Origin of the sequence: Streptomyces sp. NBC_00459, assembly GCF_036013955.1 — a bacterium.
GTDB lineage: Bacteria > Actinomycetota > Actinomycetes > Streptomycetales > Streptomycetaceae > Streptomyces.
In genome coordinates this window covers 3,565,368-3,587,948 of record NZ_CP107903.1, presented here as the reverse complement: position 1 = coordinate 3,587,948, position 22,581 = coordinate 3,565,368, and the positions used below count along the sequence as shown (strand labels likewise).

The following is a 22,581-nucleotide window of genomic DNA, read 5'->3' as shown; positions in this document are numbered from 1 at the left end:
CGGGGGCGTGGGCGATCGGCATCTCCCTGCGCGCACCGGCGGTCACAGGACGTCGTCCTCGGTCACCGGGTCGGCCTCCGGCACCGTCGTCGCCGTCTCCTCGCCCGGTGGCCCGCCGTGGGTCCACGGTGTCTGGTCCGCGTCGGGGAGCTTGGCGCCGCCCCGCTGCTCGTGCTCGAAGAGGGTGAAGCAGACCAGGTCCCCCTTCTCGGGCACCGACCCGGCCTCGGGTTCCTTGCCGCGGCCCATCTTGTCGACCACCCGCAACACGAACAGCGCGGACCCCTCGTCGCCGTTCCCCTCTTCCCCCGGGCTCTCCGCACGGCCCACGAACTCCGCCGCCTGCGGCTTGCCGCCCAGCGAGCGGTACACCCGCACCCGCTCGCCGAGCTGTGGGCGGTCGTCCGTACGCACGGTGACCAATGGGCGCGGGCTCGGGCGCTTGCCCTCGCTGTACGTCATGACGACGTCCGTGACCTCGCCCGCGAACGCCTCCCCGGACAGCCGCCGACCCGCCATCACCAGCGGGTCGTCCAGAGCCTCCTGGGCCTCCAGACGGGCCTGTTCGCGCTCGCGCGTGGCCAGCTTGTTCGCCGCCGTCACCGCGTCGTCGCGGCGCGGCTGCGGTGGCTCGCCCGCGGTCACCCGGTCGCGGTGGCCGGTGAACGACCAGCGGTCGCGCGTCCACCGGTCGCCCGCGTGGGCGCCCTCCGGCAGCTCCCGCAGCAGGTCGAGGCCGTGCCACACCGCGTCCCAGGTGGGCCGCGTACGGCTCTCGACGAGGGCGCGGATCTCCCGCTCGGCGGCGGTGAGCTCACCCAACCGGTCGTCCGCCGACTCGCCGTCCTCGGCGGCGGCGAGCGCGGTCCGGGCACGGTTGTAGTTCTCGATCGCGGGCGCGAGCAGCTTGTTGTCGAACGCGGGGTCGGTCGCCGGACCGGCCGGCGGCCACAGCAGCTGGCCCTTCGCGTCCCGCGCCAACTCGGCCCGCAGCGCGGCTTCGGCACCCGACACGCCGTCCGGCGGGTCGATCCAGGCGAGCAGCGCACCCAGGTGCTGGTCCTCCAGCGTGGACTGCCCGGTGGCCCAGTGCCGCGACAGCACGTCCGTCAGCGCCAGGAGGAGGGCGGAGCCGGGGACCCGGGCCCGCTCCCCGTAGTGCGTGAACCAGCGGCCGAGCAACGGCACCCGGGGCGGCGCGGGATGCGGCGTCTCCGGATCCTGCTCCGCCGTACGCCTGAAGCGCATCGAACGCCCCAACAGCCTGACGAAGTCGATGCCGGCACGGCTCGGGACGATCAACTGGGGTGCGTCCACGCACAGTTCGACCTCGACCTTGACGCGCTTGCCGGTCTCCGGGTCGGTCTCGCTCCGCTCCGCGGCCTCCACGGCGTCGGCGTAGGAGTCGATGAACGGCAGGACGACGTCGGCCAGTTCGGCGAGGAACGCGAACCTGAGGTCGCGGTCGCGCGGCTGCGGTACGACGAGCAGACGCGGCGCGTCCCGGTCGTCGCCGACCAGCGCCCCCAGCGGGGCCCCGGCCTCACCGGCGGTGGTGAGCGGTACGAGGACGAGGGGCCGCTCGGACAGATGGCGGTGCCGGACGGTGGCCGCGGGCTGGGCGCGCCCGCTGCTGACGGCTTCGAGACGGGCGAGCGTGGCGATCAACGACATACGGCGCCGCCCGGTTCGAACTCCAGGTCCAACTGCGGCTCCGGGGAGGCGGGTTCGGCGCCGCGCAGCGCCTCCGCGCGCAGGGTCGCGGCTCTGCGCAGTGCGGCCACCGTCGGGTCCTGGGGGTCACCGGACCGGCCGTGGGCCGCCGACAACACGTCGTCGACCGTGGTCAGGGCACCCAGTTCGGCCCGTACGGAACGGCCCAGGGACGTCACCGCGCCCCGCGCGCGGGAACGGTCGCGGCAGTGGAAGGCGAGCTCGCACGTGGACAGGCACTCCGGCGCGTACTCTGCGGGGACCGATTCGACCGCTGCGGTCAGTTCGGCGGTGGGCAGGTCCGGGGCGAAGCAGGTGCCCTCGGGGAGGGCGTCGGCGATGTCCTCGATACGCGTCAGCCGGGACAGCTGGCGGCCGGTCACCGCGCGCTGTTTGCGGACGTCGACTGCGGACGCCGCCGCGAGGTTGGAGAAGTCCTTCGGGCAGACCAGCAGTACGCGGTGGCGCACGACCGGTGCCGGATCGCTGTCCTGGACGAGCCGGGCGGCGACCTCCTCCAGCGCCAGCACGTACACCGCGGCCTGACGGGCCGCCGCGCCCACCTTCGCGGGGTCCGCCGAGCCGTCCAGCATCGGGAAGGACTTGATCTCCACGACCGACCAGCTGCCGTCCGGGTGCACGACCACCGCGTCCGGTTCCAGGAAGGCCGGCGAGCCCGCGACGTCGAGGGCGAGCATGGGGTGGTCGAGGAGCGTCCAGCCGCTGGTACCGGAGCCGGCTCTCGCCGCCGCTGTGGCGTCCCGCAGGGCCAGTGCCGTCCGTGCGGTGCGGCCCTCCGGCCCGCTCGCCGTGAGGTCGGGTACCTCGGCCTCCGTCGGCGCCACCGCACCCGGGTCCAGCTTCTCGTGCACCAGCCGGAGCAGCTCCGCGCCGCCGTCGGCCTTGACCCGGGCCTCGAAGGTGTTGCCACGAGCCAGGGCGAACTGGGACTGTCCGAAGGCGGACGGTGAGCCCAGGGCGCTCGCCAGCGTCGCCTTGTTCACCCCCGCGCCGTCCAGGATCGCGCGCCTTCTGCACCCCGGGTTGGCGGCGAGGGCCGCGAGGGCACGCGCGTCCAGCGCCTTCGGCGGGACCGCGGGACCGCGCAGCTCAGCGAGCCGCTGCCGCAGCGCCGTCCCCCGCGTCCGCGGAAGCGGCACCCGGCTCGGCCCCTGGTCCGGGACCTGGCCCGAAGACGGACTCGCGCTGCCTTGGAATTCGCTCACGCGGGGAAGTCTGGCATCCACCACTGACAATTGAGGTCTCTGCGCCGTGAGAGCGCGTTGCGACGGGCGCGACACGAGCCGTGATCCACACCCTCGCCCGGTCCGCGTTCCGTATGACGAGCGGTGCCAGCAGCAGCCCGAGGCCCATCACGGCGGCGCCCGCGGCGGCGTCGAGGAAGTAGTGGTTGGCGGTGCCCATCACCACGATCGTCGTGATCAGCGGGTAGGCGACGCCCAGGACCTTGGTGGTGCGCGTACCGCCGTACCGCCAGAGCATCACTCCGCACCACAGGGCCCAGCCGACGTGCAGGCTGGGCATCGCCGCGTACTGGTTCGTCATGCCGCCGAGCCCTCGCGGGGCGCTGGCCTGGCCGCCCCACCAGCCGTACGAGCTGTACTGGGCCATCGTGTCCACGAAGCCGTGGCCGGCTTCGAGCAGACGGGGCGGGCAGGTGGGCAGCAGGGTGAAGCCGATGAGGCCGATGAAGGTCGAGGTCATCAGCCAGGCGCGGGCCGCCCGGTAGTGGACGGCCTTGGACCGGAAGAGCCAGATCAGGATGGCGGGGGTGACGAGGTAGTGCAGCGACGCGTACCAGAAGTCGGCCGGTATGCCTATCCAGGGTTCGCGGGTGAACAGGCGGTTGAGCGGGTGCTCGGCGTTCAGTCGCAGAGCCTTCTCGAACCGGAGGATCGACAGGCCGTGCTCCACGGCGGTCGACTCGTCGCCCCGCACCAGCAGGCGTCCGGCCGAATAGCACGCGTAGACCAGCAGGAGCAGCGGCAGCTCTGTCCACCAGCGAAGACGGGTGGGCGAGGCCGCCCCGGTCCGTGCACTATCGGTCCGCGGCATCCGATCGTCTCTCCCACTCTGTGTCCCGTTGAGCTGCGCCTCCGGTCGTCGGTGGCCTGCGGTTCGTCCGATTTTACGGTGTACGCGAACGCCTCATAAGACGCCCCCGTCACACAAGACGCAAAGATCGACCCCCCGGTTGCCCTCGGACAGCGTGCGCGATGATGGAGGGGTTCCGCCTTGCTTTTCCACCATTCGGTACCCCTGGTTCGCTTCGTCGTTCCCTTTCGTTCGCCTCTCACCTGATTTGCCACACTTACCGTCTCCCCCTGGAAGGGGTCCTCATGGCATCGCGCATCCTGCTGGCCCGGCACGGACAGACGGAGTGGTCACTGTCCGGCAAGCACACCGGCAGGACCGACGTACCCCTCCTCGACGAGGGGCGGCGCGGCGCCAAGCTGCTCGGGGAACGGCTGCACCGGGCGCCCTTCGACGGGCTCGCCGGGGTCGAGGTGCGCACGAGCCCGCTGGCACGCGCGCGTGAGACGTGCGAGATCGCCGGGTTCGGTGACCGCGCGGCAGAGTGGGACACGCTCATGGAGTGGGACTACGGGACGTACGAGGGAATGACCCCGGCGCAGATCCAGGCCGTGCGGCCGGGGTGGCTGATCTGGCGGGACGGTGTCCCGGGGGGCGAGAGCCTGGAAGCGGTGACCGCGCGCGCGGACGAGGTGGTCGCGTGGGCGCGGTCGGCCGATCGTGACGTGCTGGTGTTCGCGCACGGCCACATACTGCGGTCGATCGGGGCGCGCTGGCTGGGGCTGCCGATCGACTTCGCGGCCCGGATCAGACTGAACCCGACGTCACTGTCGATCCTGGGATGGGCCTACGACGAGCCGGCCATCGAGAGCTGGAACGACCTGGGGCACCTGGCCGGGTAGCGAGTCCCGGCCCGGCGCTGTACAGGGTGCCCGCAGTCAGGTGGGCTTTCAGGGGCGCGGGGAACTGCGCGACCAGCCCCCACGGGCCCGCAGCCGGCAGCGAAGGCTCAGGCCGTTCGAGGCAGACCCGCGTGCCTCTCCAGGAACGCGGACACCCCCGAAGCCCGCCGGTGAGGCAACAGCACCCGCGCCGTAGCCGCCAGCATCGTCTGGATACGGGAGGACTGGACCTCGTCCAGTAGATCCAGTACCCGCATGCCCGCCACCGCCGCCTCGTCCGGGTGGCCGCCGCGGGCCAGGTCATCGGTGAGTTCGGCCGTGTAGAGGGCGATGTTCCTGGTGAAGTGCGGGTTCTGGAGGTGGGCCGCGCGGCGGGCGTGCCGGGCCGCGCGGGGCCAGTCGCCCAGCGTCGACCAGCACTGCGCCTCCAGGCCCTCCAGCTCGGCCTCGCCGTAGAAGCTCATCCACTCGGGGTCGGCCTCCGAGGGGCCGCGTTCGTACAGCGACTGGGCCCGTGCCAGCGCCTGTTCGCAGCCGGCGCGGTCGGCGAGGCCGGCCCAGCCGCCCGCCTCGCGCAGCGCGAGCAGCGACATCAGCCGGGGTGAACCCAGGGGCCGGGCCACGCGTTGCGCGGCCTGCGCCGCTCTGACCGCCTCGCGCGGGCGCCCCGAGTCGCGTGCGAGGAACGCGGTGTTGCAGAAGGCATGCGCCTCCAGGGCCGCGTCCCCGGACACCCGGGCGGTCGCCAGCGCCTCCGCGTAGTGCGAGCGCGCGTCGTCGAAGCGGCCCGAGTCGTGCGCCAGCCAGCCCACGGAGATGGCGAGTTCACCGGCGCCCGCGTGCAGGCGGTCCGCGATGGTCTGCCGTACGACGCCCGCGTCGAGCAGCTCGTAGGCGGCCCGCAGCGGTGCCGCCGCGCGCCGGTAGAGGCCGTCGGCGCCGTGCCGGTCGTCGAGCAGTCTGATGCGGCGGACGGCCTCTTCCAGCGCCCCCGCCTCACCGGCTCCGACGCGGCGCACGGGACGGTCCGTGGCCGAAGCCTCATACGTGAACCCGAAGGGGCTCAGGGAGACGGCTGCCGCGGTGGCACCGCCCGTCATGAATGCGCGACGCAGCACGTCGCTCTCCTCGTAGTTGTCGTGCGTTTCGTACGGGTCCTGCGCGTCCTGCATCTCATACGGCTCGTACGCCCCCGGCGTCTCACCGCTGCCGTACGTCGGGACCGCGGTGTGCGAAGGGGGCGCGTCCTCCGTTTCGCGCGCCCCGCGTCCGCGTACCGACGAGCGGGGCGCGAACCCCAGGTCGGCCAGTGTCCGGCCGGGGAACATGTGCAGGAACACCCGCTCGTACGCGTAGTTGGGACAGCGGATCTCACCCGCCTCGACCCGACCGACGTAACGCGCGTCACAGCTGACCCGCTCCCCGATGTCGCGGGCGGCCCGCCGTACCGCCGCGGCGAACTCGCCCGGAGAGCGCTGTCCGCGCAACTGCCGAAAGGCGAGGTTCGGCCGTGGCGGCCGGGGGGACTGCGACGAGGTCACTGTTGACGACGTCATGGCCGGGCCCTCTCTGCGAACCGTCGAACCGTGCCGGATTCCTGACGAGTTGGAACAGTTATCCATCGGACGTCCTGTTTCCGGCGGGCAAGAACGTACCCGGTGTGCACGACCCGCCATGCGGGGTTTGGCTACAAACCGGATATCTCATCCACGATCTGCCATGAACTGCCATCCTTTGCAGCGGTCTTGCGCCGTAGCCGTTGACGCTCTGGCGCGTTGAACCCGGTGGACCGGGAGAGCCACCCGAACTCCCGACCCGTTCGTTTCAGGAGGGGTTCCGTCGTGGAGGCCGGGATGGAGATCAGTCAGAGCGCCGATCCTTGTGCGCAGTTCGGAGCGCACACATCACCCGCGTTGCCCGCATCGTCCGCGTCAAACGCAGCGCACATCTGCGATCTGGTGACGGTTCCGGCGCGGCAGGGGCTGGAGGCGGTCGACATCCTGCGCCGGGGTGCCGGCGACGCGGTCGGCCCCGTACTGCACGACGACGGCTGCGACACCCTGGGCTTCCTGGTGCCGCCGGGCACCGCCGCCGCCTGGGACGTCCCGGGCAGCACCTGCACGGAGACCAACGGGCGTGGTCTGAGCCTCGCGGTCCCCGATCCTGTACCCCCGGTCGAGGGCTCGGACTGGCTGCTCCCGCCCGGAGACGCGGACCTGGCCACCGATCCGGCGGTGCTCCGCGCGGCCCTCGGCGAGGCCGCCCGGCTGATCGAGGCCGCAGACAACCGTCGCTGACCTGGCACGACCGTCGTACGCCCCAAGGGTTCGCCCACCCCGATAATGGGGGAATGGGAAAGTCCAAGAACGCGCGGCGCGGACAGCCGGCCTCCGAGGCCGTCGTCGAGACGGTCGACGGCGGGCTCGCCGAGCTGCTCCCCGACCGGGACCGGGCGCGCGCCTGGACACTGCTCATCGACGGCGCCCCGCAGTCCCACGTCGACCTCGACGACCCGGCGTACCTCTCGTTCGAGTACCAGCGCCGCCTCGGCCATGTGATCGACCTCGTCGCCCCGCCCGGCAAGCCCGTGCAGGTCGTGCACCTCGGCGGCGGCGCCCTCACCCTCGCCCGGTATGTCGCCGCGACCCGACCCCGGTCCACCCAGCAGGCCGTCGAACGGGACGCCGCCCTCGTCCAACTGGTCCGCCGCGAGCTTCCCCTGGACCCGAACGCCCGTATCCGGGTGCGCTCCACCGACGCCCGCGAAGGACTCGCCAAGGTCCCCGACGGCTGGGCCGACCTCGTCATCGCCGATGTGTTCAGCGGGGCGCGCACCCCGGCCCATCTGACATCGGTCGAGTTCCTGACGGACGTGCGCAGGGTCGTGAACGACGCCGGCTGCTACGCCGCCAACCTCGCCGACGGGCCGCCGCTCGCCCATCTCCGCGGCCAGATCGCCACCGCGGGGGCGGTCTTCCCCGAGCTGGCCCTGATCGCCGACCCGACCGTGCTGCGGGGGAAACGGTTCGGCAACGCGGTGCTCGTCGGCTCCGCGCATCCGCTGCCCATCGCCGAGCTGACCCGCCGGACCGCCTCCGACCCGCACCCCGCCCGCCTCGAACACGGCCGCGCCCTCAAGGACTTCACCGGCGGAGCCGTACCGGTCATGGACGCGGCGGCGGTCGCCTCACCGGCACCACCGCCGTCGGTGTTCCGCTGACCCCGGCGGCTGGTCAGTGGTCTCGCCGGCCTCGGCGATCTCAGTAGTTGAGGACCTGTACGTGCGGCGGGCCGTCGTGCCAGGTACAGAACACCGTCACCCGGTCCGCGCCGGCGCCGAACTCCACCCGGATCCACGTCTCCGTCTTCCACACCTGCATCGACCAGCCCGCCCCGGGCGTCGCCGACACGAGCGTCGCGTAGTCCGAACCGAGGTCGAAGACCGCCCGCCCGCCGTCGGTGTCGTACGCCTTCACCGTGGACGGGGGGTTCGAGGGGGCCGTACTCGGGGTGGATGCCGACGTGGATGACGGGGCCGGGGTGGGCGACGGATCCGGGGTCGGGGTCGGACGGGTGGGCTCCGGGCTCGCCGTCGTGGCGCGCGGCTTCGGTTCTGGTTCCGGTGCCGGCGACTGCTGCCCGGCCGTGTCGGCCACCGTGATGGGGAGTGCGCGGGGCGGGTCGTACGCCGTTCCCGCCATCACCGTGTGGACACCCCACCACGTCATCGTGGCCGCCGCGCCCGTGGCCAGCGTCCACGCCAGAAGATGTACGAGGCCTCTGCGCATCGCCGGTCATACTGCCTCACGCGCCCCATCGGTGTCGCCTGTCGCCGTCCGGGCCCGATCGTCCTGGAGTTGTCCACAGGCGCCGGACCCGACTCGTCGGATTGGCGTACGGTGCGGCGCATGGCAAGTGTGCTCGTGGTCGAGGACGACCAGTTCGTGCGCTCCGCCCTCATCCGGCATCTGACCGATGCCGCGCACCTCGTGCGCAGTGTCGGCACCGCCCTTGAGGCGCTGCGCGAGGTCGCCCACTTCCGTTTCGACGTGGTGATCCTGGACCTCGGTCTGCCCGATCTCGACGGGTCCGAGGCCCTCAAGATGCTGCGCGGAATCACGGACGTGCCCGTGATCGTCGCCACCGCACGCGACGAGGAGACGGAGATCGTCCGGCTGCTGAACGCGGGCGCGGACGACTACCTCACCAAACCGTTCTCGGTCGAACACCTGTCGGCCCGCATCGCCGCCGTACTGCGCCGGACCCGCACCGCACCCGCGGACACCCCGCCCTCCACGGTCCTCCGCGTCGGCGGACTGGCCATCGACCCACTGCGCCGACAGGCCGAACTGGACGGCGTACGGCTGGACCTGACCCGCCGCGAGTTCGACCTGCTCGCCTTCCTCGCCGGTCGGCCCGGTGTCGTCGTCGCGCGCCGGGAACTGCTCGCGGAGGTGTGGCAGCAGTCCTACGGCGACGACCAGACCATCGACGTCCATCTGTCGTGGTTGCGGCGGAAGCTGGGCGAGACAGCGGCCCGACCCCGCTATCTGCACACCCTGCGGGGCGTCGGCGTGAAGTTGGTGCCGCCCGGAGCGGAGCCGCCGCTGTGAGGTGGACACCATGAGGTGGGCGCTGGTCAAGGTGTGCGTGGCGGTCACGACGATGGTCGTGGTGGCCTTCGCCGTGCCGCTCGGCCTGGTCATCAGGGAGATGGCCCGCGACCGCGCCTTCTCCAACGCCGAACGGGAGGCCGCGGCCGTCGCCCCCGCCCTCTCCATCACCACCGACCGCGACCAGCTGGAACGCGTCGTCGCCTCCGCCGGATCGGACGCGGGCCTGTCCGTGCACATCCCCGCGAGCGGCGGTACGAGCGCGGTCGACCTCGGACGCCAGCGTGCCGCCGACGCCGACATCGAGGCGGTCCGCAGGCTCGGGCGCGCCTCCACCACCGAGGTGTCCGGTGGATCCACCCTCCTTCAGCCCGTCGCGATCGGCTCCGGCGAGATAGCCGTCGTCGAGGTGTACGTCCCCGAGGCCGAGGTCACCAACGGCATCGGCCTCGCCTGGGCGGTCCTCGCCGGCGTCGGGGCGATCCTCGTCGTCGGTTCGGTCGCCGTCGCCGACCGGCTGGGCGTACGCATGGTGCTGCCCGCCCGACGCCTCGTCGAGGGCGCGCAGGAACTGGGGGAGGGGAAGCTGGGCGCCAGAGTGCCCGAGGAAGGACCGGCCGAACTGCGCCTGGCGGCGGTCGCGTTCAACTCGATGGCCGACCAGGTCGTACAACTGCTCGCAAACGAAAGGGAGTTGGCCGCCGATCTGTCCCACCGGCTGCGTACGCCACTGACCGTGCTGCGGCTGAACGCCGCCTCGCTCGGAGACGGGCCGGCCGCCGAGCAGACCCGGGCCGCGGTCGCCCAGCTGGAGCAGGAGGTCGACACGATCATCCGTACCGCCCGGGAGGCCAAGCCACGGACGACGGCTCCCGGACCGGGCGCCGGCTGTGACGCGGCCGAGGTCGTGCGCGAGCGGATGGCCTTCTGGTCGGCGCTCGCGGAGGACGAGGGGAGGAAGGTGCGGGTGGCCGGTGTGGAACGGCCGGTGCGCATACCCGTGGCCCGCGCCGACCTGGCCGCCGCCCTCGACGCCCTGCTCGGCAACGTGTTCCGGCACACCCCGGAGGGCACCGCCTTCGCGGTCGACGTGCACAACGGCGACGACGCGGTGATCGTGCTGGTGTCGGACGCGGGGCCAGGGATCGCCGATCCCGAGGCCGCCATGGCCAGGGGGCGCGGCTCGGGCAGCGCGGGGTCTACCGGCCTCGGCCTGGACATCGTGCGCCGGCTCGCGGAGTCGACGGGCGGAGACGTACGGATCGGCTCGTCGGTGCTCGGCGGGACGGAGATACGGATCTGGATCCAGCTGGACGGCGGAGCGCCGGTTCGGCGGGGCCACCGGGACCGCAGAGCGGGGGGTCCCTGGCCGGGTTCGTTGTCGGGTGCCGCCCGGTGGGGCTTCTCGCGCAGTTCCCCGCGCCCCTGAAAGACCCGGCCCTGCGGGCCGAAAGGCAGAGGGCGCAGCCCCTGCCCTTCAGGGGCGCGGGGCTGTGACATGTGCGGCTCCGCCGCGTGGGCGCGACCAGCCCCCCACCCGCACCCGCACCCGACAACGCACACGACCGCCGGGGCGCGGCACCCCCCTCAGGTGCCGCGCCCCGTCAGGTGCCGCGCCCCGTCAGGGAACCGCTCATTCCGAGTTGGCCGCCGGCAGGCTCCCGCTGCGGGCCGCGCGGCCGTACCAGAGGGCGCTCGACTTCGGGGTGCGGGTCAGGGTCGCGTAGTCGACGTACACCGCGCCGAAGCGCTTGCTGTAGCCGTAGGCCCACTCGAAGTTGTCCATCAGGGACCACAGGTAGTAGCCGCGGACGTCCGCGCCCTCGGCGATCGCGCGCCGGACCGCCCGCAGATGGCCGTGCAGGTAGGCGATCCGCTCGGGGTCGTGGACGCTGCCGTCGGACTCGGGCTTGTCGTCGTAGGCGGCGCCGTTCTCGGTGATGTAGATCGGCAGACCCGGAGCCTCCTTCGTGTACCGCATGATCAGGTCGTGCAGGCCCGTCGGGTCGATCGACCAGCCCATCTCCGTGCGCTCGCCCGGCGACTGGTGGAAGAGGACCTCGTCCGCCCCCGGCCACGGCGAGAAGTCGCTCGCCCCGTGACCGTCGGCGCGCGGACCGCTCGGCTTCTCCGCGGCAGCCGACACCAGCGCCGGGGTGTAGTAGTTGAGGCCCAGCGCGTCCAGCGGCTGGTTGATCAGCGGAAGGTCGCCGTCGAGGACGAACGACCAGTCGGTGACCGACGAGGTCGCGGCGAACAGGGTCTCCGGGTAGGCGCCGTGCAGCATCGGGCCGTGGAAGACGCCGTTGGCCAGGTCGTCGATCTTCCGGACCGCCGCCAGGTCCTCGGGGGTCTGCGAAAGCGGCCTGACCACCGAGGAGTTGAGGCTCACCGCGACCGTGTTGCGGGCCGGCATCGCCGCGCGCAGGGCCGAAGTGCCCAGCCCGTGCGCCAGGTTGAGGTGATGCGCCGCCCGCAGCGAGGCCAGCGGCTCGGTCCGGCCGGGGGCGTGCACACCCGAGGCGTAGCCCAGGAACGCGCTGCACCAGGGCTCGTTGAGCGTGGTCCACTGCTCGACACGGTCGCCCAGCGCCTCGCCCATGATCTGGGCGTACTCGGCGAAACGCAGCGCGGTCTCCCGCTCCGGCCAGCCGCCCGCGTCCTCCAGCTCCTGTGGCAGGTCCCAGTGGTAGAGGGTGAGCGAGGGCTTGATGTTGTGCGCGAGCAGATCGTCGACGAGGCGCCGGTAGAAGTCCAGACCGCGCTGGACCGCCGGCCCCCGGCCCGTCGGCTGCACCCGCGACCAGGAGACGGAGAAGCGATACGCGGTGAGGCCCAGGTCGGCCATCATCTGCACGTCGTCGCGGTAGCGGTGGAAGTGGTCGACAGCGATGTCACCGTGGTCGCCGCCGGCCGTCTTGCCCGGCGTATGACTGAACGTGTCCCAGATCGAGGGGGTGCGGCCGTCCTCCCGCACCGCCCCCTCGATCTGGTACGCGGAGGTCGCCGCGCCCCAGAGGAAGGCGGGAGGAAAGGTCACAGGGGTAACGGATTCAGGCATGGAAGCGCTCCCATAGGAAGTCGTGGAGCCGACGGGTGAGGAGGAAGGGAAGTGGGGGGACGTACGAGGGGGCCGAGGCGGCGGTGACCCGGCCCCCAGAGAAGTTCCCGTGGAGAAGTCCTTGTGCGCGTCAGCGAGTCGGCGCGTCAACGGGGCGGCGCATCAGCGGAGCAGCGCATGAGCGGGGCAGCGGCTCAGCCCTTGACGGCGCCCTGCATGATCCCGCCCACGATCTGCTTGCCGAAGATCGCGAAGACGATCAGCAGCGGCAGCGTGCCGAGCAGCGCGCCCGCCATGATCAGCGACTGGTCGGGCGTGTAGCCGCGGCCCAGGCCCGCCACCGCGACCTGCACGGTCGGGTTGCCGGTCTGGGTGAGGACGAGGAACGGCCACAGGAAGTCGTTCCAGGTCTGTACGAACGTCAGCATGCCCAGGACCGCCATCGCGGGCCGGGCCGCCGGGAACACGATGTGCCACACCACGCGCCAACTGCTCGCGCCGTCCACCCGTGCCGCCTCGATGATCTCGTCCGGCAGCGCCTGGATCAGGTACTGGCGCATGAAGAACACACCGAACGCGCTCACCAGCGACGGCAGGATCACTGCCTGGAGCTGGTCGGTCCAGTCGAGCTTGGCGACCATCATGTACAGCGGGATCACGCTCAGCTGCGGCGGCACCATCATCGTGCCGATGACGAGCAGCATCAGCGCGCCCCGGCCGCGGAACCGCAGTTTGGCGAAGGCGAACCCGGCGATCGTCGACAGGATGACGACGGTGGCCGCCGAAACCCCCGCCACGAACGTGGTGTTGAAGAACGCCTCGCCCAGGTTGGCGTCCTTCCAGGCGATCTCCAGGTTGTTGAACAGGTTCGAGCCGAACCAGAACGGCGGCGGTGTCTGCGCCAGCCGGTTGTTGTCGCGCGAGGCGGCGATCGCGGTCCACACCAGTGGGAACAGCGAGCCGATGGTGAACAGCGCGAGGATGATGTACGCGATGGGCCCGGCGTGCAGAGTCCCGCCGGCACGCGCCGACTTGGGCAGCCGGGAGCGCTTTGAGGGCTCGGGCACGGCGTCGGCGGGGGGTTTCGTCAAGGTCGTCGTCACGACGGGCTCCTAACTGCTGGCGCGCAGCCGGCGCGAGATGACGTAGTTGACGATCCCGATGATGATGAGGATCAGGAACATGGTCCAGGCGATGGCGGAGGCCCGGCCGAGGTGCTGGTTGATCCAGCCCTGCTCGTACAGATAGAGGCCGAGCGTCTGGAACTGGTGCTCGGCGCCGCCGGACGCGCCCTTGTTGGCGTCGAACAGCAGTGGCTCACCGAAGACCTGGCTCGCCCCGATGGTGGAGACGACGACGGTGAACAGGATCGTCGGACGCAGCGACGGCAGCGTGACATGGAGGAACTGCTGCCAGCGGCTGGCCCCGTCGAGGGCCGCCGACTCGTACAGGTCCTGCGGGATGGCCTGCATCGCGGCGAGGTAGATCAGCGTGTTGTAGCCGGTCCACCGCCAGATGATGATCGACGAAACGGCGATCTGGGACGGCCACTTGTCGTTCTGCCAGTCGACCGGGTTGATGCCGACGGCGTCGAGCGCCCAGTTGATCATGCCGTAGTCGCGCCCGAAGAGCAGCACGAAGACGAGCGAGGCGGCGGCGATCGAGGTGGCGTAGGGCGCGAGCATCGCGACCCGGTAGAAGGTCGATGCACGCAGCTTGTAGTTGAGGATGTGCGCGAGGCCCATCGCCATCAGCAGCTGCGGAACCGTCGAGATGATGCCGATGGTCAGGGTGTTCTTCGCCGCGTTCCAGAAGAAGTCGTCGTCGAAGATGCGCGTGTAGTTGCGCAGCCCCACCCAGTCCATGTCGGTCGGCGCGGTCAGCTCCACGGTGTGCAGCGAGGCCCAGCCGGTGTAGATCAGCGGGAACAGACCGAACGCGATGAACAGCACGAAGAAGGGCGAGACGAACGCGTACGGACTCCAGCGCACGTCCCGCTGCCAACGGCGGGACTGCCGGAGCCGGCGGCGGGTTTCCGCCTCCGTGGGCGGAGCCGCCCCGCCTCGGGCGGCCGGGGCCGCGCCCCCCTCTTTCTCGGGGGGCGCGGCGGTGTCGTGCCGGGTGGACATACCGGTCACTTCTCCAGGTTGTTGTCGATGGTCTTGGTCGCCGTCTCCCAGGCTTCCTTGGCCGACTTGCCCTTCGTCACCAGGATGACGCCGTTGTCGGTCAGACCCTGCTGGATGATCTGGTCCTTCGGGCCGATCACCTGGACGGGGCTGGACTTGGCGGCCTCGGCGAAGATCTCACCGATCGGCGCGGAGCCGGTCATGTCGTTCTTGGCGCCGGTGACCTCGGGCGAGGTGTACGCGGCCTGCGCACTCGGGAAGCTGCCCTGGACGGCGAACAGCTTGGCCTGCTGGGCGGGCGCGGTCAGCCAGGCGGCCAGCGCCTGGGCCTCCTTCGCGTGCTTGGCGCTCTTCGGCACGGCGAGGAAGGAGCCGCCCCAGTTGCCGGACTTGGGGGCCACGGCCACGTCCCACTTGCCCGCCGACTCGGGCTTCGACTTGCCCTTGATGTAGCCGAGCATCCACGGCGGGCAGGCCATCGCGGCGAACTTGCTGTTGGCGATCGTCGTGTCCCATGACGCCTGGAACTGTGTCTGGGCGCCGACCAGGCCGTCCTTCGCGGCCTTCGCGGTCAGGTCGAAGCCGGCCTTGATCGCCGGGTTCGTCTTGTAGATGATCTCGCCCGAGGAGTCGTAGAACTTCTCCTTCTCACTGCTGAGGATCGCGTTGAGGAGGCCGCCGGGGGAGTCCATGAACGTGGTGCCCTTGGGCGCCTTCGCCTTGTACTGCTGGCCGACGCTGACGAACTTGTTCCAGTCCCCGGCCCACAGCTTGCCGACCGCGTCACGGTCGGAGGGAAGCCCGGCCGCCTCGAACATGTCCTTGCGGTAGCAGATGGCCATCGGACCGACGTCCGTACCGAGCGCGATGGTCTTGTCGTCCGCGGTGGTGGCCTGGGCCCACTTCCAGTCCAGGAAGGCGCTCTTGTCCACACCGGGAGCCTTGGAGAGGTCTTCGAGCTTGTCCGCCTGCGTGGACACGATCTCGGCGATGTTGCCGACCTCGACGGCCTGGATGTCCTGCAGACCACTGTTGGTGGTGAGGTGGTTGAGGAGAGCGGGGTAGTAGTTCTCGTTCCGCTCGATGACGTTCTCGGCGATCTTGATCTTCGGGTTCAGCTTCTCGTACTCGGTGTAGAGACCGGCCTCTTTGAAGCCCATGGTGCCGAAGAGACCGAGGGTGATGGTGGTCTTGCCACCGCCACCGCCACTCTCCGACGGCGAAGCGCTGTTGCCGTCGTCGGCACAGCCGGCCAGCAGCCCGGCGCCCAGCGATGCTACGGCCGCGAGGACCACCGCCTGACGGGCGGTTCGGGTACGTGCTCGCATTACGTCCTCCTGTTGCCCTGACGTGCCGACCCCCCGGCCAACTGCATTGTTGGGCCCGTTAGTTCGTCTTGATTCAGCGCTGCGGCTCGGGCGGGGAACGTGCGGGATGTGTATGTGTCAGGTACCGTGGGAGCGCTCCCATCGGTGATGTGTTGAAGGTTCGTCGGTCCGGGCGGGGGTGTCAAGGGCGATGACGGGAGGAGGTGCCTTCAGTTATCTGCCTGTTAACTAATTCGGCGGGACGGTACGAACGGGACGCGAACCGGTGAAGATCGGCCAGTGCGGAGTCGGGCGGGAGCCGGGCCCGGGCCGGCGCCGGGGCCTGCCCGGCGACTCCCGGGGGTGGCCGGCTTCCGGGGCGGCCCGGACGTCCCCGGTGGTGGCCGGTGCACTCGGGCGGGACTGTTAGATTCCAGGCCAGGGTGATGACAGCGGAAGGGCGGAGCCAGATGGCAAGCCACGGAGCGCGGGGCCGCAGCGGTGGCCGGCCGACCTTGGAGGAGGTTGCCGCGCGCGCCGGAGTGGGCCGAGGCACGGTCTCCCGGGTGATCAACGGCTCTCCGAGGGTCAGCGACGTGACCCGCGCGGCGGTCGAGGCGGCGGTCGCGGAACTCGGCTACGTCCCGAACACCGCGGCCCGCGCCCTCGCCGCGAACCGCACGGACGCGATCGCGCTGGTCGTCCCCGAGCCGGAGACCCGCTTCTTCGCGGAACCGTACTTCTCGGACATGCTGCGCGGTGTCGGGAGTGCGATCTCGGACACGGAGATGCAGCTCCTGCTGATCTTCGCGGGCAGCGACAGGGAACGCGAACGCCTCGCCCAGTACCTGGCCGCCCACCGGGTCGACGGCGTCCTGCTGGTCTCGACCCACGCCGACGACCCGCTCCCCGACCTGCTGGCCCAGCTGGAGATACCGGCGGTGATCAGCGGCCCGAGGTCCGCGGCGGAGACCCTCACCTCGGTGGACTCCGACAACTACGGCGGCGGCCGGCAGGCGGCCGAACACCTCCTCTCCCGGGGCCGCCGCAAGATAGCCCACATCACGGGCCGCCTGGACGTGTACGGCGCCCAGCGCCGCGTCGACGGCTACCGCGAGGCACTGGAGGCGGCCGGCTACGAGGTGGACGAGGCCCTGATCGAACCGGGCGACTTCACCGAGGAGGGCGGTCGCCGGGCGATGACCCGCCTCCTGTCCCGCTGCCCCGACCTGGACGCGGTCTTCGCCGGCTCGGACGTGACGGCGGCGGGCGCCCGCCAGGTCCTGCGCGAACAGGGCCGCCGCATACCCGACGACGTGGCCCTCGTCGGCTACGACGACTCGGCCATAGCCCGCCACATGGACCCACCACTGACGAGCGTCCGCCAGCCGATCGTGGAAATGGGCCGGGCGATGATCGACCTCCTCCTGGAGGAGGTCGCCGACCGCCGCCCGACGGCATCCAGGGTCCTGGAGCGACGCCGGGTGGTACTCCCCACGGAACTGATGACCCGCACGTCCTCCTGAGGACGGAGAACGGACGACGGCGGGCGGAGGTCACCAGCGGGGCGGGGGCGGGTCCGGGGCCCCGGTGGCCGAGGCCCGGAGCGGTTGGCGACGAGCCGGACGACACCGAGGATCACGGCGCCGGCGGCCCACAGGAAGACGACGAATCCGGCGCCGAGGGCCGTGCCGAGATCGTTCGCGTTCTCACACAGCTCCTCGCCCCGACAGTCCTCGCCGGCGTTGTCGGCGGCGTTGACGCCGACGACCAGCCACAGCAGCACGAGCGCGTCGAAGAGCAGGATCACCCAGGTCAGAGGCCGCCACAGGGGAAACCGCCGAGCACGTGAGGCGGCCGGCCGACGCGGCGGCGGCGGAGTGTCGCGGGCCCACCCCTGGAACTGCGGATGCCGTTGCTTGTGCGCGGCCCACAGTCCGACGGTACGCCCGCCCTCTGGCCCGCACCCTCCGGAAGAGTCCACCCTGGCCCAATGGACTCCCACCCGCTGCTGTCCGCCGTCGAGGTCGCCGAGATCGAGCCCTACCTGCGGAAGGCGGGGGAGGTGTTCCGCGTGTTCGGGGACCAGGACTCCGGGTGCGTCGGCTACGGGGTGCGACTCCCGGACGGAGAACGCTGGTTCGTCAAGGTGGCGCTCACCGCACGTGCCCAGGGCTCCCTGGACCGCGCCTGGGCGTTCCACAACCGGGTGCGCCATCCGGTGATCGTCCCGCAGGTGCACCGGTTCGCGGTGCGGGACGGCCGTACCGCGGCGGTGCTGCCCTGGCGGCCGGGCGAGGTGCTGTACCAGGGGCGCCGGACGGGCCCGGACGCCCCCATGACCCGCTTCCGCGCGCTGCCCGTCCCGACCGTCCTCCGGGTGGTCGACCGCATCCTGGACGCCCATCTCGCCGTGGAGGCCGCCGGCCAGGTCGCCGTCGACCTCTACGACGGCGCGTTCCTGTACGACTTCGAGGGCGACGCCGTCCAACTGGTCGACCTGGACGAGTACCGTCCGGGGCCGTTCGTGCTCCAGGAGGACCGGCTCCCGGGGTCCACCCGGTTCATGGCTCCGGAGGAGCGGCGACGGGGCGCTGTCATCGACGTCCGTACGACCGTGTACGTCCTCGGCCGCGCTGCCCGCCTCCTGCTCGACGCCGGTGACGACGAGCGCCGATGGCGGGGTACGGCGGGGCAGTTGGCCGTGGTGGAACGGGCGACCCGGCACGATCCGGGGGAACGGTTCGCGGGGGTGCGGGAGTTCGTGGGGGCCTGGCGGGCGGTCGGTGGGGTGCAGCCGAGGGAGAGGCGGGACACGACTAAGGGCTGACCCGTTCTCACGGATCAGCCCTTGATCGATCAGGGTGAGTGACGGGACTTGAACCCGCGGCATCCTGGACCACAACCAGGTGCTCTACCAGCTGAGCTACACCCACCATGACCGGCTTGGGAAGTCCGAGTGGTCTTCCTGACCGGCCGAGAAAAAGTGTACAGGGTCCGAAGGGGTGCTCGCGCCCGGCTTTCCTCGGGGCCGCCGCAAGGGCTTTCCCGCAACTGTCGTACGGCCGTCGTGCGACAGTCGTACGGGCTACTGCGCCGCAGGCACGACGTGCTTCGCCGCGATCGTGCGGGCCGTCTCCGAGTCCGGGCCGGGCTGCGGTACGAAGATCGCCTCGCGGTAGTAGCGCAGCTCGGCGATCGACTCGCGGATGTCGGCGAGGGCGCGGTGGTTGCCGTTTTTGTCCGGGCTGTTGAAGTACGCCCTCGGGAACCAGCGCCGGGCCAGCTCCTTCACCGAACTGACGTCCACGATCCGGTAGTGGAGGTACGCCTCCAGGGTGCCCATGTCGCGGAGCAGGAAGCCGCGGTCCGTGCCGACCGTGTTGCCGCACAGCGGGGCCTTGCCCGGTTCCTTGACGTGCTCGCGCACATACGCCAGGACCTGTGCCTCGGCGTCGGCCAGCGTCGTACCGCCGGCCAGCTCGTCGAGGAGTCCGGACGAGGTGTGCATCTGCCGCACCACCTCCGGCATCGTCTCCAGCGCCGAGTCGGGCGGACGGATGACGATGTCCACCCCCTCGCCGAGTACGTTCAGCTCGGAGTCGGTGACCAGTGCGGCCACCTCGATGAGAGCGTCGTCGGACAACGAGAGACCGGTCATCTCGCAGTCGATCCACACCATGCGATCGTTCATGCGTCTCACCTTACGGGCAGGTGGCGCGGGGCGAACCAGTGGTGCGGGCCCGCCGTTCGGGGGTGCGGGGCAAACGGACCGGAAACGGGTGGGTGCAGTGGGAAACAAGGCCTGGGCGGTATCGGCCCTCGCCCGTCAACGCCGGACGGGCCGGGCGACGTACGCCCGGCCCGTCCGATGATTCGAGAACTACGCACCGCTCCGCTGCCCGGGCAGGCTCGCGCGGCTCCCGACGTACGGGTCCCGCGCATGCTCCGCCGACAGGCCGACCGAGTTCGCCGTGCGCCGGGCCTGGATCGGGACCGGGCTCTCCTGGTGGAGGGTGCGGTCGTGGCCACCCTGGCCGTGGTGTCCGTGTCCCTGGCCCGCCGTGGTCGGCGTACCCATGCCGCCGGGGCCGCCCTGCGCCCCGGTCACCGACCCGTCCTGCTCCGGCACCCGCTCACTCTGCGGCCTGCGTGCCCGGTAGGCCGCGCGGTACGCGGCCGGGGACGAGCCCAGCTGGCGGCGGAAGTGGCCACGCAGAGCCACCGGGGAACGGAAGCCGCAGCGACCCGCGACCTCGTCCACCGAGTAGTCCGACGTCTCCAGGAGACGCTGGGCCTGCAGGACGCGTTGCGTGATCAGCCACTGCAGTGGCGCGCTTCCCGTGAGCGAGCGGAAGCGGCGGTCGAACGTACGACGTGACATGTACGCGCGTGCCGCCAGCGTCTCCACGTCGAACTGCTCGTGGAGGTGCTCCAGCGCCCAGGCGACGACCTCGGCGAGCGGGTCGGCGCCGATCTCCTCTGGTAAAGATCGATCGAGGTAGCGCTCCTGGCCGCCCGATCGGCGCGGGGGGACCACCAGTCGGCGGGCCAGCGCACCGGCCGCCTCGTTGCCGTGGTCCGTCCGCACGATGTGCAGGCACAGGTCGATGCCCGCAGCCGTGCCCGCGGATGTCAGTACGTCGCCGTCGTCCACGAAGAGTTCCCGTGGGTCGACGTGGACCGACGGATAGCGCTTCGCCAGCGTCGGTGCGTACATCCAGTGTGTTGTCGCCGGACGGCCGTCCAGCAGGCCCGCCGCCGCGAGGACGAACGCGCCTGTGCACAGGCCGACGATCCGCGCACCCTCTTCATGGGCCCGACGCAGTGCGTCGAGCGCCTCTTCCGGTGGCGGCGCGGTGATCGAACGCCAGGCGGGCACGACAACGGTGCCTGCCCGTGCGATCGCCTCCAGGCCGTTCGGTGCGGTCAGTTCCAGCCCGCCGGTAGTCCGCAGCGGTCCCTCTTCGCCTCCGCACACCAACAGTCGGTAGCGCGGCACTCCGGCGTCCTGGCGGTCGATACCGAACACCGAAAGTGGTATGGAACTCTCGAAGATGGGGCCGCCGCTGAACAGCAGCACCGCGACGATCTCCTTGCGGCGTCGCCCGGAAAGTTTCCGGGCCGCGGCTTCCGGCGCGGCAGTGGAGTCGTGGCTCATACTGCTAAGCCCCCCTCGGTGGTCGCGGCTCCTCGGTTGTGTCGCTCCTGCACGTTTCCCCTCGGTCCTGCACGAGTCCCCCGCCGTAGACAGTCAAGATCGAATCTACTGTGTCCCATGATGCCGAGGTGACCAGTTGGTCACCCGACGGATTGTCGACTTGGCAACTTGGCGTAAAGCATTCGATCACGAAGCGTTGCACTCGTGGGGCGTGCAGGGAAGTGCGCCTCGTCGCAGTGGCCAATCCGCGTAGGGTGCGCGGACCTGTCGGGACCCTTTCAGTGCAGGTGGAACAGGGGTTTGGGGGTTGTTCGGCCAAGGGGTGCACGGTAGCCGGAAGTTGGCTGAAAAGCATCGGGCGCGTGCGCTAAAACAGGTCAGTCGACCGGTGTAGTTCCGCCGCAGTGCCGACCGCCCCGATGGGTGGCGGAATGTGCGCCGGAAGAGGTGCCGGAAGGGGTCCTGCCGTGCCGTCCCCGGGGCGGGGCGCTCTCCTCGGCCGGCAGCCGGGCGGCGCCGCGCTCGGACTGCCGCAGCAGCACCCGGCACACCCCTGTCACCGCCGCCAGCCCCAGTGCCGTACCGGCCGCGCCCCCGAGTGAGGTGCCGTACAGGACGAGCACCACGGGGACCAGAACGCAGCTGAAGGCCGCCCAGCGGACGAGGTCGCTCGCGGAGTCCTGGCTCGGTGAGGTCATGGCTGCTCCCTGTGACGAAGGGTCACGGGGTTCAACGCGTGTTCGAGCGGTCGGTCACTGGCCAGGATGTCCGGAAGATGTGCGCAGACGTGATCGACGTAGGCGAGATGTAGGCGAACCCTGTGGAAACAGCCTGTACGTGGCAGCAACCATTGCGTTACGGGCGCCCCCTCGTGCATGCTCCCTGGAACCCGTCCGGAGCACGTGCGGGCTATGGGCTACGGAGGCGTGCCGCCGTACCCTTGGGGGTATGGGGTTGGGAAGATGATTCCCGGACACAGCTCCGCCGCACACTGTCGTCCCACATCACGTTGTCCCACCACGAGGATCAAAACGCCGAGAATCCCATGGCCGGTCACGAATTCCTGGAACCCGCGGACCGCAAGCGCCCCGTCGCCGATCACACGGCGGCCGAGCCCTTGGCGGCGGAAGAATCACGTCAGTCCTGCGACCCCGCGTTCAAGCACGGTGTCGTCGTCGGTTTCGACGGCTCGACGTCGAGTGAGCGCGCCCTCGCGTACGCCATCGGCATGGCCCACCGCTCCGGTTCGGGTCTGATCATCGTGCATGTCGCCAACCGGCTGCCCACCACGGTGTGGGCCGGCTGCGAGCCACCCGTCTTCGTCGACGTGCCGGACCACAGAACCGAGGTCCTCGGGCTCGAACTCGCGTGCGCGGACTATCTGGCCGAGGTGCCCTGGATCCTCGTCGAGCGCGGCGGCGACATCTGCCACGAACTCGAAGAGGTGGGGCGGGAGTACGAGGCCGACGCGATCGTCGTCGGCTCGACCCACGGCCTCGTCGGGCGCATCTTCGGGTCGGTGGCCGGGCGGCTCGCCAAGCGCGCCCAGCGTCCGGTCGTTGTCATTCCGTAACTCCCCCTTCTCCTGCGCGAGATGACCGGCGGGGCACCGCCGAACCGCCTTGTGGCGTGCCTTTTTG

At 71.0% G+C, this 22,581-nt stretch carries 20 protein-coding genes and 1 tRNA gene; 8 read left to right on the top strand and 13 right to left on the bottom strand.

Annotation, left to right across the window (positions count from 1 at the left end):
• Positions 1–42: 42 nt before the first annotated feature.
• Genes OHN74_RS15420 through OHN74_RS15410 form a run of 3 tightly spaced genes read right to left on the bottom strand, consistent with a single transcriptional unit; the run spans position 43 to position 3,789 of the window.
• Positions 43–1,674 (bottom strand): hypothetical protein, encoded by a 1,632-nt coding sequence (locus tag OHN74_RS15420; protein WP_327695140.1) that lies wholly within the window; start codon positions 1,672–1,674, stop codon positions 43–45.
• On the bottom strand, positions 1,665–2,873 hold the full coding sequence (locus OHN74_RS15415; RefSeq protein ID WP_327700139.1) for a hypothetical protein: 1,209 nt from the start codon (positions 2,871–2,873) through the stop codon (positions 1,665–1,667). Before OHN74_RS15415 ends, OHN74_RS15420 begins: the two co-directional genes overlap by 10 nt.
• Complete coding sequence (locus OHN74_RS15410; RefSeq protein ID WP_327695139.1) at positions 2,824–3,789, bottom strand: phosphatase PAP2 family protein; 966 nt, start codon at positions 3,787–3,789, stop codon at positions 2,824–2,826. Before OHN74_RS15410 ends, OHN74_RS15415 begins: the two co-directional genes overlap by 50 nt.
• 284 nt (positions 3,790–4,073) lie before the next feature.
• Here OHN74_RS15410 and OHN74_RS15405 point away from each other — a divergent pair, with 284 nt between their 5' ends.
• Entirely contained in the window at positions 4,074–4,670 is a 597-nt protein-coding gene (locus OHN74_RS15405) for a histidine phosphatase family protein (protein WP_327695138.1), read from the top strand.
• Between the two features lie 107 nt (positions 4,671–4,777).
• Here OHN74_RS15405 and OHN74_RS15400 read toward each other — a convergent pair whose 3' ends face one another.
• On the bottom strand, positions 4,778–6,226 hold the full coding sequence (locus OHN74_RS15400) for a hypothetical protein (protein ID WP_327695137.1): 1,449 nt from the start codon (positions 6,224–6,226) through the stop codon (positions 4,778–4,780).
• Positions 6,227–6,523: 297 nt separating this feature from the next.
• Here OHN74_RS15400 and OHN74_RS15395 point away from each other — a divergent pair, with 297 nt between their 5' ends.
• Positions 6,524–6,967, top strand: coding sequence for a hypothetical protein (locus OHN74_RS15395; RefSeq protein ID WP_327695136.1), 444 nt, complete (start codon positions 6,524–6,526; stop codon positions 6,965–6,967).
• Between the two features lie 53 nt (positions 6,968–7,020).
• Positions 7,021–7,890: a spermidine synthase gene (locus OHN74_RS15390; protein WP_327695135.1), complete on the top strand. Its 870-nt coding sequence runs from the start codon at positions 7,021–7,023 to the stop codon at positions 7,888–7,890.
• A gap of 40 nt (positions 7,891–7,930) precedes the next feature.
• Here the strand turns inward: OHN74_RS15390 and OHN74_RS15385 are convergent, their stop codons facing one another.
• Positions 7,931–8,458 (bottom strand): hypothetical protein, encoded by a 528-nt coding sequence (locus OHN74_RS15385; protein ID WP_327695134.1) that lies wholly within the window; start codon positions 8,456–8,458, stop codon positions 7,931–7,933.
• 120 nt (positions 8,459–8,578) lie between these two features.
• Between OHN74_RS15385 and OHN74_RS15380 the strand changes: the two genes are divergently transcribed.
• Together OHN74_RS15380 and OHN74_RS15375 are read left to right on the top strand one after the other, a co-directional pair.
• Complete coding sequence (locus tag OHN74_RS15380; protein ID WP_327695133.1) at positions 8,579–9,283, top strand: response regulator transcription factor; 705 nt, start codon at positions 8,579–8,581, stop codon at positions 9,281–9,283.
• Positions 9,284–9,293: 10 nt separating this feature from the next.
• Positions 9,294–10,712, top strand: a complete 1,419-nt coding sequence (locus OHN74_RS15375) for a sensor histidine kinase (RefSeq protein ID WP_327695132.1) — start codon at positions 9,294–9,296, stop codon at positions 10,710–10,712.
• Between the two features lie 204 nt (positions 10,713–10,916).
• Here OHN74_RS15375 and OHN74_RS15370 read toward each other — a convergent pair whose 3' ends face one another.
• The 4 genes from OHN74_RS15370 to OHN74_RS15355 form a co-directional block, all read right to left on the bottom strand.
• Positions 10,917–12,344, bottom strand: coding sequence for a GH1 family beta-glucosidase (locus tag OHN74_RS15370; RefSeq protein ID WP_327695131.1), 1,428 nt, complete (start codon positions 12,342–12,344; stop codon positions 10,917–10,919).
• Positions 12,345–12,538: 194 nt separating this feature from the next.
• Positions 12,539–13,447 (bottom strand): carbohydrate ABC transporter permease, encoded by a 909-nt coding sequence (locus tag OHN74_RS15365; RefSeq protein ID WP_327695130.1) that lies wholly within the window; start codon positions 13,445–13,447, stop codon positions 12,539–12,541.
• 9 nt (positions 13,448–13,456) lie between these two features.
• On the bottom strand, positions 13,457–14,473 hold the full coding sequence (locus tag OHN74_RS15360; RefSeq protein ID WP_327695129.1) for a carbohydrate ABC transporter permease: 1,017 nt from the start codon (positions 14,471–14,473) through the stop codon (positions 13,457–13,459).
• Between the two features lie 5 nt (positions 14,474–14,478).
• Positions 14,479–15,801 (bottom strand): ABC transporter substrate-binding protein, encoded by a 1,323-nt coding sequence (locus OHN74_RS15355; protein WP_327695128.1) that lies wholly within the window; start codon positions 15,799–15,801, stop codon positions 14,479–14,481.
• Positions 15,802–16,250: 449 nt separating this feature from the next.
• On the opposite strand from OHN74_RS15355, the gene OHN74_RS15350 reads away from it, so the two are divergent.
• Together OHN74_RS15350 and OHN74_RS15345 are read left to right on the top strand one after the other, a co-directional pair.
• Positions 16,251–17,306, top strand: coding sequence for a LacI family DNA-binding transcriptional regulator (locus OHN74_RS15350; RefSeq protein WP_327695127.1), 1,056 nt, complete (start codon positions 16,251–16,253; stop codon positions 17,304–17,306).
• A gap of 467 nt (positions 17,307–17,773) precedes the next feature.
• Positions 17,774–18,610: a serine/threonine protein kinase gene (locus tag OHN74_RS15345; protein WP_327695126.1), complete on the top strand. Its 837-nt coding sequence runs from the start codon at positions 17,774–17,776 to the stop codon at positions 18,608–18,610.
• Between the two features lie 33 nt (positions 18,611–18,643).
• On the opposite strand, the gene OHN74_RS15340 is transcribed toward OHN74_RS15345, so the two are convergent.
• The 4 genes from OHN74_RS15340 to OHN74_RS15325 form a co-directional block, all read right to left on the bottom strand.
• Positions 18,644–18,716 (bottom strand) — tRNA-His (locus OHN74_RS15340).
• Positions 18,717–18,868: 152 nt separating this feature from the next.
• On the bottom strand, positions 18,869–19,474 hold the full coding sequence (gene orn, locus OHN74_RS15335) for an oligoribonuclease (RefSeq protein ID WP_327695125.1): 606 nt from the start codon (positions 19,472–19,474) through the stop codon (positions 18,869–18,871).
• A gap of 189 nt (positions 19,475–19,663) precedes the next feature.
• On the bottom strand, positions 19,664–20,941 hold the full coding sequence (locus OHN74_RS15330; RefSeq protein ID WP_327695124.1) for a helix-turn-helix domain-containing protein: 1,278 nt from the start codon (positions 20,939–20,941) through the stop codon (positions 19,664–19,666).
• Between the two features lie 377 nt (positions 20,942–21,318).
• Positions 21,319–21,639 carry a hypothetical protein gene (locus OHN74_RS15325; RefSeq protein WP_327695123.1) on the bottom strand — a complete coding sequence of 107 codons (321 nt, stop codon included), beginning with the start codon at positions 21,637–21,639 and terminating at the stop codon, positions 21,319–21,321.
• Between the two features lie 347 nt (positions 21,640–21,986).
• On the opposite strand from OHN74_RS15325, the gene OHN74_RS15320 reads away from it, so the two are divergent.
• Positions 21,987–22,514: a universal stress protein gene (locus OHN74_RS15320; protein WP_327695122.1), complete on the top strand. Its 528-nt coding sequence runs from the start codon at positions 21,987–21,989 to the stop codon at positions 22,512–22,514.
• Positions 22,515–22,581 lie beyond the last annotated feature (67 nt).